General features: G+C 66.7%; 15 protein-coding genes. 7 read left to right on the top strand and 8 right to left on the bottom strand.

Annotated features, from left to right (window positions below; translation table 11 throughout):
• Positions 1-21 precede the first annotated feature (21 nt).
• Positions 22-519, top strand: coding sequence for a copper chaperone PCu(A)C (locus QPK27_RS14920; protein WP_290419040.1), 498 nt, complete (start codon positions 22-24; stop codon positions 517-519).
• A 6-nt stretch (positions 520-525) separates the two neighbouring features.
• On the opposite strand, the gene QPK27_RS14915 is transcribed toward QPK27_RS14920, so the two are convergent.
• On the bottom strand, positions 526-1,293 hold the full coding sequence (locus QPK27_RS14915; protein ID WP_290419039.1) for a head GIN domain-containing protein: 768 nt from the start codon (positions 1,291-1,293) through the stop codon (positions 526-528).
• Between the two features lie 183 nt (positions 1,294-1,476).
• Here QPK27_RS14915 and QPK27_RS14910 point away from each other — a divergent pair, with 183 nt between their 5' ends.
• Entirely contained in the window at positions 1,477-1,959 is a 483-nt protein-coding gene (locus QPK27_RS14910) for a DMT family transporter (RefSeq protein ID WP_290419038.1), read from the top strand.
• Between the two features lie 72 nt (positions 1,960-2,031).
• Positions 2,032-3,153 (top strand): type IV pilus twitching motility protein PilT, encoded by a 1,122-nt coding sequence (locus tag QPK27_RS14905; RefSeq protein ID WP_290419037.1) that lies wholly within the window; start codon positions 2,032-2,034, stop codon positions 3,151-3,153.
• Between the two features lie 22 nt (positions 3,154-3,175).
• Here the strand turns inward: QPK27_RS14905 and QPK27_RS14900 are convergent, their stop codons facing one another.
• Positions 3,176-3,745: a DUF3617 domain-containing protein gene (locus tag QPK27_RS14900; RefSeq protein WP_290419036.1), complete on the bottom strand. Its 570-nt coding sequence runs from the start codon at positions 3,743-3,745 to the stop codon at positions 3,176-3,178.
• Positions 3,746-3,947: 202 nt separating this feature from the next.
• On the opposite strand from QPK27_RS14900, the gene QPK27_RS14895 reads away from it, so the two are divergent.
• The 4 genes from QPK27_RS14895 (at position 3,948) to QPK27_RS14880 (ending at position 7,932) form a co-directional block, all read left to right on the top strand.
• A complete protein-coding gene (locus QPK27_RS14895; protein ID WP_290419035.1) occupies positions 3,948-4,724 on the top strand; it encodes a hypothetical protein in 777 nt (258 codons plus the stop codon).
• 7 nt (positions 4,725-4,731) lie between these two features.
• On the top strand, positions 4,732-5,022 hold the full coding sequence (locus QPK27_RS14890) for a hypothetical protein (RefSeq protein ID WP_290419034.1): 291 nt from the start codon (positions 4,732-4,734) through the stop codon (positions 5,020-5,022).
• A 165-nt stretch (positions 5,023-5,187) separates the two neighbouring features.
• Positions 5,188-7,599, top strand: coding sequence for a TonB-dependent siderophore receptor (locus QPK27_RS14885; protein ID WP_290419033.1), 2,412 nt, complete (start codon positions 5,188-5,190; stop codon positions 7,597-7,599).
• Positions 7,600-7,704: 105 nt separating this feature from the next.
• A complete protein-coding gene (locus tag QPK27_RS14880; protein ID WP_290419032.1) occupies positions 7,705-7,932 on the top strand; it encodes a hypothetical protein in 228 nt (75 codons plus the stop codon).
• Between the two features lie 18 nt (positions 7,933-7,950).
• Here the strand turns inward: QPK27_RS14880 and QPK27_RS14875 are convergent, their stop codons facing one another.
• From QPK27_RS14875 to QPK27_RS14850, 6 genes are all read right to left on the bottom strand, one after another.
• Positions 7,951-9,360 carry a hypothetical protein gene (locus tag QPK27_RS14875; RefSeq protein ID WP_290419031.1) on the bottom strand — a complete coding sequence of 470 codons (1,410 nt, stop codon included), beginning with the start codon at positions 9,358-9,360 and terminating at the stop codon, positions 7,951-7,953.
• A gap of 106 nt (positions 9,361-9,466) precedes the next feature.
• A complete protein-coding gene (locus QPK27_RS14870) occupies positions 9,467-10,339 on the bottom strand; it encodes an endonuclease/exonuclease/phosphatase family protein (RefSeq protein WP_290419030.1) in 873 nt (290 codons plus the stop codon).
• A gap of 171 nt (positions 10,340-10,510) precedes the next feature.
• Positions 10,511-11,779: a cytochrome c gene (locus QPK27_RS14865; RefSeq protein ID WP_290419029.1), complete on the bottom strand. Its 1,269-nt coding sequence runs from the start codon at positions 11,777-11,779 to the stop codon at positions 10,511-10,513.
• Positions 11,776-12,489: a cytochrome c4 gene (locus QPK27_RS14860; protein WP_290419028.1), complete on the bottom strand. Its 714-nt coding sequence runs from the start codon at positions 12,487-12,489 to the stop codon at positions 11,776-11,778. The genes QPK27_RS14865 and QPK27_RS14860 overlap by 4 nt, the downstream gene beginning before the upstream one ends.
• 111 nt (positions 12,490-12,600) lie before the next feature.
• The gene (locus QPK27_RS14855) at positions 12,601-13,149 is read right to left on the bottom strand and encodes a 3'-5' exonuclease (protein ID WP_290419088.1); all 549 of its coding nucleotides are present in this window, start codon (positions 13,147-13,149) and stop codon (positions 12,601-12,603) included.
• Positions 13,150-13,245: 96 nt separating this feature from the next.
• Complete coding sequence (locus QPK27_RS14850) at positions 13,246-13,821, bottom strand: ProQ/FINO family protein (RefSeq protein ID WP_290419027.1); 576 nt, start codon at positions 13,819-13,821, stop codon at positions 13,246-13,248.
• Between the last annotated feature and the right edge of the window lie 391 nt (positions 13,822-14,212).

Raw genomic sequence — 14,212 nt, 5'->3', positions numbered from 1 at the left:
ATTTTCTTTGCGAGGACCGTCATGACCCGCCAGCTTTTCGCCGCGCTTGCCGCCGGCCTGTTGTCCGCCGCCGTTTCCCTGCCCGCCCTGGCGCAGGTGAGCGTGACCGATCCCTGGGTGCGCGCCACCGTCCCGGCGCAAAAGAGCACTGGCGCCTTCATGCAGCTGCAGTCGGCGGGCGCGGCGCGCCTGGTCGAGGTGCGCACGCCCGTGGCCGGCCGCGCCGAGCTGCACGAGATGGCGATGGAAGGCCAGGTGATGCGCATGCGTAAGGTCGACGCCATCGAGCTGCCGGCCGGCAAACCGGTGAACCTGGCGTCGGGCGGCTACCACGTGATGCTGTTCGACCTGAAGCGCCAGCTGAAGGAAGGCGAGAACGTCGAGCTGACCCTGGTGCTGCAGGACGCCGCCGGCAAGCGCCAGGACGTCAAGGCCACGCTGCCGGTGATGCCGCTGTCGCACAGCGGCAAGCCGGCCGCCGGCGGCCATGCCGGCCACGCCGGTCACGCCAGCCACTGAGCCGCTTCAGCGCGGCGCCGCCGCCAGCCGGCGCGCCTCGCCCGATCCCGCCACCGAACGCCGCACGCGCGGGTCGCCGTAATAGGCGATGTCGCCCGAGCCGGCGATCGAGGCGTTCAGGTCGGCCTGCGCCCACAGCGTCACGTCACCCGAGCCGGCGATGTTGACGCTGGCCTCGCGCGCCTCGACCCGTCCCAAATCGACGTCGCCCGATCCCGCCACCGCGACCGACAGCCGGCCCACCTTGCCGCCGCCGCAGCGCAGGTCGCCGCTGCCGCCGACGCTCACCGCCAGCCGGTCGGCTTCCACCCCTTGCAGCTCGATCCGGCCCGAGCCGCCGATGTCGACGTCGATGCGTCCGCCGCGCAGCGGGTCCGACTCGATGCTGCCGCTGCCGCCCAGCGACAGGCGCTCGATGCGGCGCGCGTAGACGACGAAGTGCAGATTGCGCGAGCGCAGGTTCAGGTTGCGCCGCGCCGGGCGGATGCGCAGCATGCCGTCTTCGACCTCGGTCTCGATCAGCGCCTGCAGGTTCTCTTCGGTCTCGACAGTGATGCCTTCACGCTCGCCGATGCGCAGTTCGACCCGTCCCGGCAGGCCCAATGACACGCCATTGAAACTGCCGACCCGGCGCTCCTGGCGCGCCACCGCGCCGCGGCCTTCGACGGTTTCTCCGCCGAACCAGGCGGCAAGGGCGGGCGTGGTGCTGCAGCCGAGCAGGGCGCCCAGCAGCAGGGTGCGGCGCGTGGAAGAAATGGGCGGACGGGTCGGCATGACGGTCTCCTTGGAAGGTTGATTGGCAGGCCGATGCTAGGCCTCCGGCCGGCCGCCCGCGCGCGTTTTGCGACGAGCCGCGCAGAAGCATGGCTGGATTGCACGGACGAGTGATGAACCGTGCCACCGCTGCGGCGCCGGATGCACTAAAATCGTGCGCTTTTTGTTTGTCAGGGAAGTACGATGAATGTGATGTTGTTGGGGCTGGCGTTTTGCGTCGGCATCGCCATGTCGGTGCAGGCGGCCGTGAACAGCCAGTTGGCCCAGTCGCTGGGCGCCAATTCGGTGATGGCGGCGCTGGTGTCGTTTGGCTGCGGCACCGCGGTGCTCTTGGTGATGGCGCTGGCCAAGGGCGGCCTGGGAACGCTGGGCGCGACGCTGTCGGCGCTGCCGTCGCAGCCGCTGTGGAAATTTGCCGGCGGTTTCCTCGGCGCTGCCTTCGTGTTCGGCACCGTGTTCCTGGCGCCACGCATTGGCTTGTTGAGCCTGGTGGTGCTGGTGATTGCCGGTCAGCTGCTCAGCTCGATGACGATCGACCACTTTGGATTGATCAATATGGCCACGCGCAAAGTGTCGGCCGTGCGCATCGTCGGCGCCCTGGTCGTGGTGGCCGGCGTGGCGATCACCGTGTTCGGCGAACGGATTGTTGCAAGCATGTCACGATGAACAATTAATTTTCTTTAGGCAATTCTTGGTTTTATAATGGTCCGGTCTTGATCTTTTGTCAGTACCGGCCCGATGGAACACCACCAGTCCTCGCAGATTCCCACGCTCTCGTACATCGAAAACGAAGACCATCCGGTGTTCGAGACGCTGGTCCAGCAGATCCTGCACCTGCTCAATTCCAAGCTGGTGTTCTCGGACATCATCATCCACCAGAACAGCCCGCTGATGCTGCGCCAGCCGAAGGGCCTGGTGGCGGTAACCGATTCGCCGATCACCAAGGAAGAGCTGGAAGAATTCTTCGACGTCATCGAACCAAACTGGCCGGAGCGCATCACCTCGCGCGCCTTTGATCGCTCGATCGACCTGCACACGGCGCGCATCCGCGCCAACTGCTTCCGCTTCCAGGGCGGCAAGCGCCTGGGGTGCGTGATCCGGCGCTTCCCGAAAGAGCCGATCGCGCTATCCGACCTGGGGCTGTGGGACGACGAACGCGAGTTCGCGCGCCTGACCAGCGGTCTGGTCCTGATCATCGGCGACACCTGCCAGGGCAAATCCACCACCATCGCGTCGATCCTGGACGAAATCAACCGCCAGCGTTCGGGCCACATCATCACCATCGAAGACCCGGTCGAGACCCTGATCCCGCAGCGCAAGTGCATCATCACCCAGCGCGAAGTAGGCGAGGGCGGCGACGTCGAAAGCTACTACCTGGGCGCACTGGACGCGCTGCGCGAGCGGCCGGACGTGATCGTGATCGGCGAGATCCGCGATGCGCAGACGGCGCAGGAAGCACTGGCGCTGGCCGAATCGGGGCCGCTGGTGCTGGCCACGCTGCACGCGCGCTCGACCGAGCTCGGACTGCAGAAGATGCTGCGCCTGCTGGGCAATTCGGATGCGCAGGCCCAGGCGCTGGCGCATGCGCTGCGCGGGGTGTTGTGCCAGGCGCTGCTGCCGTCGGTGGAGGGCAATCGTTATTATCTTGCGACCGAGTGCCTGACGCCGAGTCCGGCCGTCATGCGCATGCTGGAGGCGGGCGACCTGGGCGGGATCCGGGCGCAGATGAACAGCGGGCAGGATGCGGGCTGCCACACCATGAATGCATCGCTCGAGGAATTGCTGGCGGCGCACAAGGTGCGGGTCGAGGATGCGAGGAATGCCACCACCGACCGGGTGGCGTTCGCGGACATGGTGTAATCAGCCCGATCCCGGCAAGGCATCATCCATTGACGGAGAGCGGCTTGACGTTGCCGCATTCGCTGCCCAGCCATTTGCCGGTACCGCTGGTTTTCTGGGTCGTCGTACTGCCGTCGGGAGCGGTCGCGGTAACGGTCGAGTCGAACGTATAGGCTTTGTCCCCGGCGTACTTGAGCGCGGCATCGATCGTCATCTGCGGCCTGGTACAGACCATGTTCACTTTGACGCCGCCCGCCATGGGGCTGGACTTCCTGGTGCAGGTGTCGCTTCCTTTATTGCCCAGCAAATCGAAGCGCGCAATGCCCTCCCTGGTCAGGCACTGTTTGGTGCGCATCCCGCTATTCGTGAATTCGGTCCCGCCGGCGCCAAAGTCACTCATCGTTTTTTCCATTTGCTTGCGCTGCTCCGGCGACATCGAGGCCACATGGCGCTGGATCTGTGCGGCAAGGCCGGCCATCGGACTGTCCGCGCCGGCGCCGGGCAAGGTCATGTCGATTTGCCATAGCCCTGGCTGGAGTTTGATTTGCTGCGCGAACGCATTCGATGCGCAGATGGTGGCGAGGCTGAGGAAGATGGTTGCGATACGTGGCATGGTCATTGTCGTGGCCGCTCATGGTGGACAGGCCAGCAGTGTAGCCGACCTGCCGATTACCCGGCATTCCTTTCGCCTGTGCCGTCTTCAGCCGGCAGCGATCAAATAAATGCCAGGCAAGTGAGAATGTGCGCGGATTGCCGAAGGACGGCATGGCATCATCTCTGCTTTTCCACTCACCGCGCCGTCACGCAGGATCGCCATGAATAATTTGTTCGCCGCCTCGCCAGTACGGCGTTGGCTGCTCACCGCCGGTGCGTTCGTCGTCCTCGCCAGTAGCGGCACGACCCTGCTTGCCAAAAAGCGCCAGTACGACTGCAGTGTCGATCCATCGCTTACCGCCGAAGCACGCGACAGGCAGATGCGCCGGGACGGTGTCGAACGCGTGTGCGAGGGCGACCTGGCGCGGTTCGATATGTCGCTCGGCGCCATCGAGGGCGCGGTCGGGAAACTGGCCTTCGCGCCGGTGGACCTGACCCGCACCCCGTTCTCCGGATTCGAGGCGCTCGGCGGACGGGCCGAGACCGTCAACGGCATCCGCTCGCGCCTGTATCGGGGATTTCGCACGGCCGAGGGACAACGCGTCATCCTGTTCGAGCACGACATGTCGGCGGACGGCACCCGCAGCCGACGCGACCCCGAGGATGAACCTGAGCGCATCAATGGCTTGCCGGCGCGCCTGATCGTGCTGGAAGATACGGCGGGCGATGCCGTGTCCCACCTGTCGTGGAACGAGGGACGGCGCTCGTACGAACTCTGGATTCATGCCAACGTCATCAGGACCGGATTGCGCGCGCGGCTGTTCGAACTCGCGGCCTCGCTTCCGCGCTCGGTCCCGGGCTGCCCGGACGAAGTGCCGCCGAAGCCGCTCCGGATGGGCGCGGATGGCTTCCCGGCCGACGATGATCCGATGCCGAATTCGTTGACCCAGGCCGAGATGGATGCCCGGATATCCGGTGCTGCCCGGCCATGTAGATAGGAACGCCATGATGGACGAAGCACAGGCAGCCACCTGGAACAAGCAGCGCGAAGCGGGCCTCGCAAAGTGGATCATACGACGCGGTATCCTCGGCTTCGGACTTCCGATGTGCTTCGGGCTTGGGCTGCCATGGTGGCTGAACGATCCCGACAACATCGTTCGGATCCTGACCATTCACTTGCCGCTGTGCCTGATCCTCGGCGGCGCCGTATTCGGCGGATGGACCTGGTTTATCTCCGAATCGCAATACCGGCGCTACGTAGCCTTGCACGGAGCGCCATCCGTCCCGAATCTCTGATACAACGGGCAGTCGCAAGCGGCCACCAAGCCCGCCGCCAACCCTTGCTTCTTGCATATAAGCATAGGAGCAAACGGTATTGGTATCGCCATGGACAGCCTGTTAAGCTTGCGACCCCCGGCCGCCGAAGCGCCGCCGCAACACGCAAAAAACAGAGAGAAAACCATGAGCTGCAAGCACCAACACGCCAATCCGGCCCGCGCCGTCCTCATCCTCGGCTTGATCGCAGCGCTGGCCCCGCCAGTCGCGCTCGCCCAGGACGCCCAGCAACAAGACCAGGCAGCCGCAGAACAGCAGACCGTCGTCGTCACCGGCACCCGCTCGCTCAACCGTCGCACGCTCGACTCCGAGTCGCCGGTCGACGTCATCGGCAGCAAGGAGCTGCTGAGCACCGGCTCGAGCGAGCTGGCTACTGTCTTGTCGCGCCTGCTGCCGTCGATGAACTTCCCGCGTCCGACCGGCGCCGACGCCAGCGATGCGGTGCGTCCGGCGCAGTTGCGCGGCCTGTCGCCCGACCAGACCCTGGTGCTGGTCAACGGCAAGCGCCGCCACGCGTCGAGCGTGGTCAACGTCAACGGCACGCTCGGCCGCGGCTCGGCCCCGGTCGACCTGAACGCGATTCCGTTGGCCGCGATCGAGCGCATCGAAGTGCTGCGCGACGGCGCCGCCGCCCAATATGGGTCGGACGCGATCGCTGGCGTGGTCAACATCATCCTGAAACGCGGCGCCGAAGGCGGCGAAGCCGAAGTGACCTACGGCCAGTTCGACGAGGGCGACGGCGAGCAGGTCACCGTGCGCGGCTCGACCGGCTTCAAGCTGGGCGACGATGGCTGGCTGCGCGTAGCGGTCGAAGCGGCCGACCGCAATGCCACCAACCGTGCCTTCGCCGACCCGCGCGCCAGCGCCGGCCCGCGCCAGGGCACCATCACCCAGCGCTACGGCGATCCGGACAGCCGTCCGCGCACGCTGTTCGTCAACAGCCAGGTGCGCATCAACGACAACGTCGACTGGTACGCCTTCGCCAACTACGGCGAGCGCAAGACCTCGTCGGCCGCGACCTTCCGCACCGCCTATACCAACGATGCCCGGACCGCGCTGCGCACACCGCTGTATCCGGAAGGCTTCCTGCCGCTGCTGGACAGCACGTCGACCGATGCGTCGGTCGTTACCGGCCTGCGTGGTGTGCTGGGCGAGTGGCGCTGGGACGCGAGCCTGAACCACGGCCGCAACCGGTTTGAACTCGACGTCAACAACACCGTCAACTACAGCCTGGGCGCGGCCAGCCCGACCAGCTTCTATGCCGGCGAACTGACCTCGACCCAGAGCCTGGCCAACCTCGACGTGGCGCGCGACATTCCGGTGTCGTTCATGAGCGGTCCGCTGACGGTCGCGCTGGGCGCCGAGTACCGCCGCGAGACCTATGAAATCGGCGCCGGCGAAGCCAACTCGTACTTCGGCAGCGGCGCCCAGGGCTACTCGGGCTTCCGCCAGGACGACGCCGGCAAGAACAGCCGCAACAACAAGTCGCTGTACCTGAATCTGGAAGGCGACATCACCGAGAAGCTGTCCGGCGCGCTGGCGGTGCGCCATGAGCGCTACAGCGATTTCGGCTCCACCAACTCGGCCAAGGCCTCGGCGCGTTATGCGTTCACGCCGCAGTTCGCGCTGCGCGGCACGCTGTCGAAGGGCTTTCGCGCGCCGTCGCTGGCGCAGTCGTTCTACACCATCACCACCACCAACACGCTGCTGGTGGGCGGCACCAGCGCGCTGGTCGAAACCGGCACCTTCCCGGTCGGCAGCGCCGCCGCGACGCTGCTCGGCGCCCAGCCGCTCAAGGCCGAAAAGGCGCGCAACCTGAGCATCGGCGCGCAGTGGCAGCCGACCCGCAACTGGACCACCACGGTCGACCTGTACCGCATCGACATCGACGACCGCATCGTGTTCTCGTCCAACCTGCAACTGGCCAACAAGCCGGACCTGGTCAGCGCGCTGGCCGCGCAGAACGTGTACGTCGGCGCCGCGCGCTACTTCACCAACGCGGTCGACACCCGCACCAAGGGCGTCGATATCGTCAGCACCTATCGCCTGAACCTGGCGCAGGGCGCGCGCGCCGACCTGACGCTGGCGTACAACCACAACGACAATGAAGTCCAGCGCGTGGCCGCTACGCCGGCCGTGCTGGCGCAGCAGGGGCTGGTGCTGGCCGACCGCCAGACCATCAACCGCCTGACCGTCGGTTCGCCCAAGGACAAGCTGAGCCTCTCGGGCGACTACACCAGGGGCATCTGGAACGCGCGCGCGGTGGTCACGCGCTACGGCGAATTCACGGTGCCGCAGAACGATCCGGCGCTGGACCAGAACTACGATCCGCAATGGGTGCTCGACCTGGCCGCGTCGGTGCGCCTCGCCAGCCAGTGGCGCCTGACGGCCGGCATCGACAACGTCACCAACCGCTATCCGGCGCAGGTGACCTCGCTGTCGAACCTGAACGTGAACGGCACCCAGCCGTACAGCGTGTGGGCGCCGAACGGCTTCAACGGCCGCTACTTCTACGTGAAGGCCGGCTATACCTGGTAAGGGAAAAAGCAGGTGCAAGGACGCCGGCGGAGGCTTGAGGCAAGCCGCCGCCGGCCTGAAGGCGATGGTAGGATGTCGCCTTCTTAATGAAGTCCGGAGACTGCAATGACCGTATTCGCCATGCCCGTGTTCGACGCCACCGTCATCTACGAAGGCCAGGAACTGTTCAAGGGCCAGGGCGCCGCCAAGGGCTGGGCCGAGAAGCTGGCCAGGGAACTCGAGACCGAGGTCACGGTTGAAAAGATCGGCACCGGCTGGGCGCTGTGCGGCCAGGTCGACGGCGTCGCCTGCCAATGGGGCATCCTGGGGCAGCGCCTGAAACGCCTCGACTGAAAGCGCTGCACCCGTCGTTCATAGTGCGGACAGTTCGCGTTTCAGATAGGCCTGTCCTGGTCGGTCGCCTTCCAGCAGTTCGAGCAGCGCCTGCTGAACCGTTTGCTGGCGTAGAAATGCCCGCTGCTGCTCGGTGGGTTGCGTGTAGCCGCGCACTGCGGATCCCAGCCAGAGACACAATTCCTTGTGCAGCCTGCTCCTGAAGTTCGGGTCGCTGCGCGTCATCGCAGCAGTCCTGGCGATCACTTCGAGCAAGGCCCACGGTTCGCCTTTCACCAGCGCCAGCATCTGGCCATAATCGCCGTGCGCGAGCATGAGCGGCAATGCTGTCTCGCGCTGGACATAAGCGCCAAGTTTGCTGGCCAGGACGCCGAACAGCCTGCGCACGCGGCGATGCTCGCTGGCCAGCAAACGCTCGGCGATCACGTCCTTTTCTTGCGGTGCCAGGCGCGCCCAGGCCGCATAGGCTGCGGCTTGCACGCGCGCCCGCGGGTCCGAGGTGGCCGCGCGGGCCAGGTCGAGGTACGCTGTCCCCTGGAATTCCGCCAACCCGGCAAGGCAGGCATTCAGCTTGCGCGCATCGTTGTCCGCACTGGCGATGTGGGCGCCATATAGTGCGGGCACGTCGCAGCCGAGCCGCTCGAGGAAGGTACCTGCAACCAGTCTGACCCATTCGTTGCGGTCGGCCAGCATCGATTGCGCCAATGCCCTCGGGTCGTCGTCATCGCCGCGAAGCAATGCACGCAAGGCTTGCGCACGCACCGGGCCGACCGTCGAGCACAGGGCCTGCCGATAGAGGCGGCGACTGTCCTGCGGCGCGAGGTCGCGCGCCATGGCGATCGCCATGTGGGCGAGAACGACATTGCCTTTGCGCGCCAGGCCGCGCCGGCCCAGGTCGACCTTGTCGGCGAGGCGGTATCGGTCTGCAAGCAAAAAACACGCTTGCGCCAACGCGGGCCGTGCGTTGTCGATGGCGTCGGCGATGCGCCGAGCACCCATGACGTCGATGAACAGCGGTTCGAACCGGGCGATCCAGTCGGTGTGGTCGGCGCGCCGTGCCTGCTTCAGATGCTGGACGTTCAGCAAAAGCTGCATCAGGACCTCGCCATCCGTGTCGGGATTCCGGTTCGCCAGCATCTGCAGCACCGCCTCGCGGGCCTGGTCCCGGACTGCAGGAACCCAGTCATTCAGGCGGACCGCGACCGGCAGCAGCAATGCCGGCGCATCCAGCTGTGCGGCACGCTCGACGGCCGCCTCGCGCACGTAGCCATTGCGGTCGCACAGAAAGTCGATCAGGCGCGCCGTCGAATCGCGGCGCCGTACGTCTTCGATGATGTGCGCGACGGCACGTTCAGCCGGCGATCGGAGCGATGGGGAGGGCTGTGGCGCAGGCTTGTTCAGCAGGCGCCCAATGTGGCGGAAGATCACGGCAGGTCAATCGAGTCACGGATCCAGCCATCGTAACATCGCTTGCGATGGCGGCGCCACCGAGCGGGCCTGGCGGCCGGTGACGCGATGACACTGCGCTGTTTGCTTATTTGAGCGTGACGCGCGCCACCACCGGGTGGTGGTCCGACGGATAGCGGCCACCAAGCGAATCGCTCAGGGTCGCATATCTGAGCACGTCGAAATGACGGTCGACGAAGATGTAGTCGATGCGGTCCGCCATCGGCGCGTCCAGCTTGAAGCCGTTGTAGGTGCCGCTCGGGCCGTACGGCGGCGCCTTGCTCGCGCTGCGCGCATCGCGCAGCGCTTTCGACATCGCCTGGATCTGCGCCGTGTCCGGCGTCGAATTGAAGTCGCCCACGCAGATGGCCGGCTCGCCGCCTGCGATCTCGGCGATCTTTTTCAGCATCAGGTCGGCCGCGGCGCGGCGGGCCTGCTTGCCTTCATGGTCGAAGTGGACGGAGAACACGTACAGCGTGCGGCCGCTGCCGCGCTCACGCAGGTGGGCCCACGACGCGATGCGGTTGCAGCAGGTCGCGTCCCAGCCAAGCGAAGGACGGTCGGGCGTTTCGCTGAGCCAGAAGTCGCCCTTGTTCAGCAGCGTGAAGCGGCTCTTGCGGTAGAAGATCGCCGAATGCTCACCGGCGTTCCTGCCGTCGTCGCGGCCGATGCCGACGTGGTCGAATTCTTCCATCTTCGCCAGCTCGGCGATCTGGTCGGACAGGCCTTCTTGCGTCCCCAGGATGTCGAACTCGTGATAGCGGATCAGCGACTTGACCATCTCCTTGCGCGCCGGCCAGGCGTTGGGGCCATCGCCGGGATTGTTGTAGCGCAGGTTGTAGCTGGCGACGTTGATCGGTGCCGCTGCAGCCGGCGCGGCCGATGCGGCGGGGGCGCCGGTCAGGCCAAGCAGCGCGGCGAACGCGAACAGTGCGGCAAGCGGTGAAAAGGCAGTCTTCATGGTGATCGCTTCAGGAAGTGACGTACGGCTTCGAAGTTAACCATATTCCATCACCGGTGTTGAGTCTTCGGGCGTAAAGCCGCGGCAGTTTAGGTGCTTTACTAAACGTGCCGCTGGCATCCCACGATCCTTCAAGCGGCCCAGGCAAGCCGCTGACTCGGTTGCAACATGCTAGTCGACCGGCGGCGCGCGGTGGCGGTTGACCTCCGCACTGCTCACCGCCGGCGCCGCATTGCCCCAGCTGCGCCGGATCCAGTTCAAGACCGCCGCCACCTGCGCGTCATCGAGCTCGTGGCCGAAGGGCGGCATGCCATAGGGCCGCGGATTGCCATGCGTGCCGGGCGGGAAGCCGCCGTTGACGGTCATCCGGATCGCGTTCACCGCCGGCGTCATGGTCACGGCGCGGTTGCCGGCCAGCGGCGGATAGGCTGGCGCCTTGCCCTGCCCATCGGCGCCATGGCAGTCGGCGCAGCGCGCTGCGTAGATGCGGCGTCCTTCGGCCAGCACCTGCTCACCCGGCGGCGGGCCCGGATCGACCGGAGGCGCCGAGGTGGCGGGCAGCGACTTCAGATAGCTCGCCATGGCGCCCAGGTCGTATGGCGTCAGGTGCTGCAGGCTGCGCGCCACCACTTCGGCCATCGGCCCGGTGGCCGAGCCGCGCGGCGAGATGCCGGTGCCGAGCAGGTCGACGATGTGCTGCCTGTCCCAGCCTCCGAGGCCGGCCTCGCTGTTTGAGGTCAGCGACGGCGCGTACCAGCCGAGCGTGGCAATCAGGCCACCGTCCAGTCCATCGCCGCCGGCGCCGAAGCGGTTGCGCGTGCTGTGGCATGCGCTGCAATGTCCGAGGCCTTCGACCAGGTAGGCGCCGCGGTTCCACTCGGCCCCGCGCGCCGGCTGCGCTTCATACACCTCGGGACGGAAGTACAGCAGGCGCCAGCCGGCCAGCATGACTTGCTGGTTGTAGGGGAAACGCAGTTCGTGCGGCCGGTTCGCCTGGCGTTGCGGCGGCAGGCTGCGCAAGTACGCATACAGCGCGTCCGAGTCGGCGCGTGCGACCCTCGAGTAGTTCGTGTACGGGAACGCCGGATACAGCAGGCGGCCAGCCGGAGCGATGCCGTTGTGCAGGGCGTTCCAGAAGTCGTCGGCGCTCCAGGCGCCGATGCCGGTGGCGCGGTCCGGTGTCAGGTTGGGGCCGTAGAAGCGGCCGAACGGCGTGTCGAGCGCGCGCCCGCCCGCGTAGGCTGCGCCGCCGCGCGCGGTGTGGCAGGCGATGCAGTCGCCGGCGCGCGCCAGGTAGGCGCCGCGCGCGATGTTCTCCGGCGTGGCGGCCCAGGCGGCGGGCGAGCTGGACGCCACGTACTGGGCGCGCGGCCAGGCCAGCAACAGCGCGACGACCAGCAGCGCCAGGATGATGAGCAGGGCGATGCGCGCGGCTTTCATCGCGCCTCCGGGGCGCTGCCGCAGGCCAGCGGCAAGGGCCTTTCGATGGACGCCGCCGGCGCGGCGTCGGCCGGCATCGGCTGCGCCGCCAGCCAGCCGGCGACGGCGGCCACGTCCTCGAGCGACATGCGCGCCGAGACCGAGGCCATGCAGTCGGGCGCGTGGGCCTTGCGCGCGCCGTTGCGCCAGGCGCCGAACTGCGCGTTGACGTAGTCGCGCGGCAGGCCGAGCAGGCCGGGGATCGCCGGCTTCACGCCGGTCAGGCGCGCGCCGTGACAGGCGATGCAGGCCGGGATGCCGCGCGCGGCGTCGCCTTGCAGCGCCAGCTGGCGTCCGCGCGGCAGCGCCTGCGCCGCGCCGGCAGGCGGCAGCACGGTCGGCGGCTGGGCCGCGAAATGGTCGGCGATCTCGCGCAGGTAGGCGTCCGGAAGGTGCTCGACCAGGTAAGTCATCAGGGGATACCGACGCCGGCCGTCGCGGAAGTTGACCAGCTGGTTGTGCAGGTAGCCGGCCGGCTTGCCGCCGATGCGCGGGAAGAAGCTGTCGTTGACCGGATTGCCGCGCGCATCGACGCGCGCGTGGCAGGTGGCGCAGGCCAGCAGGCGCTGGGCCAGGGTATCAGGGACGGTGTGCGGTGCGGGTGCGGCAGCCGGCGCCGGGCCGGCGAATACGGAAAGCAGCAGGGCGGCAGACAGGCATCGCGATCTCATGGGCTCACCGGCAGCGAAGATGGTGAGGATGATAACGCGATTCCAGGGCCGCGCACGTTTGGCGCGGCCAGCTTATGCAGCTCGCTTAGGCAACTTGTTTATGCAGCGCGCTCAGGCAGGAGGATTGGCGCGCCAGTGGCGATAGATGCGCAGCGCCGCATGGGCGTCGTCGGCCGCGTATTTCAGCTGCTGCTCGCTCAGGCGCGGAAGCGACCAGTTGGTGGTGGTGATGCGCTTCGACTTCTGCAGCCGCTGGCCGAGGAAGCGCGCCACCGCGCTCTTGGCGCCGAGGGGATTGCGTTCGCCGCGGCGGCGCAGGGCGGTCGACAGGTCCAGCACGTTCTTCGCTTCGATGCCGAACTTGGCGCGCAGGCGGCGCACGTCGTCGCCCAGGCCGAAGCCGGCTTTCAGGATCGCGTCCGATTCAAGCACCGGCTTCATGACGGGAATCGCGAGTGCAGTGCCGGCCGGGGTCGCGGTCTGGAACAGCCACACCACATCATCAAGGGCCAGCTGCACCAGATGCGGCCCGGTCGACACTTCGCCCTTGGCGAAGGTCGGCTTGGATTCGGTGTCGAAGCCGATCGCATCGGCGGCCATCAATGCCGCCAGCGCGTCGGCGGCATCGCCTTCGGTGCGCACCAGGCGCACCGCGTTCATGGCGATGCCGACGTAGGGCGGCAGCTCGTCCTCGAGAGCCGGCGCGGGGCCGGCTGTGACAGGCCTACTCAACCCGGGCGTACTCAACGCGCAGGCTCAGTTCTTGGAAAACTTGGAGGCCAGCGCCTGCAGTTTTTCCTGGCGCAGGCGGTTCGCTTCTTCGGCGGCGGCCGCGTCGCGTTCGGCTTTCTTGCGCTCGGCTTCCTTCTTGAAGCGCTGCTGCAGCTGTTCCTTGGCGTGGGCGCGGTGGGTGTCCGGCACTTCGGCGCCCGGGGTGCCGTCGAGATCGTAGCGCACCTTGGCTTTTTCCATGGCGCGCAGGTAGCGCATCGAGCCGGTGTGGATGCCGAGGGCGGCGCGCATCACCTTGCGGTCCAGGCCCGGCATGCGGGCCAGCAGCTGCTTGTCGATGCCGATCGACAGCGGCAGGCAGTCGCGGAAGGCCGGGTAGTCCTGCTGCAGCTGCTTGAGCAGGGCGCGCGGCGACAGGCCGGCGCCGGCCGGCTTGGCGGCCGGAGCGCGGCTTGCTGCGGCTGCTTTCGCTTCAGGAACTGCAGTCGCCGATTCCTGGTCCGGCGCCGGGGTGGCTTCGGTGGCCGGCGCCGCGGCGGCTTGTTGCGCCTCGGGCGTGGCGTTGGTATCGACGGATTCTGCAGGGGTAATGGTATTCATTGACTTCATGGTAAGAACAGGAAAGCGAAGGATAGCACGGCGCTCGGGCGCGCATTGTACAAGTTCCAATTATAAATGTTGGTAAAGCTCGTACAGCGATTGAGCAGACCCCTGCGAAATCGTGTATGATCCGCCCCTTGCCTTGCGGTCGGCTTGCTCCGGCGCAGACCTCCTGGAAGCGGAGGAGGGAGCCCCAGGCAGGTTGCCATATGCGAATTGTGTATATCGGATATCGGATATCGCAATTATCACCAAAACTTGCAATGGGGCATAATATCGCCTCCCTCTATTCTTCTCGAAAAATAGATAGCAAGCCCGTGTCAACGGGCTTTTTTTCGTTCCGACATGTACAGCACGATTTTGAACACGACTATTTTCCTGCCGCCAGCTG

The sequence above is a fragment of the Massilia sp. YIM B02443 genome (genome assembly GCF_030411955.1).
Classification (GTDB): Bacteria; Pseudomonadota; Gammaproteobacteria; order Burkholderiales; family Burkholderiaceae_D; genus Telluria.
The sequence above is the reverse complement of the archived record's forward strand: the minus strand, read 5'-3'. Positions and strand labels throughout refer to the sequence as shown.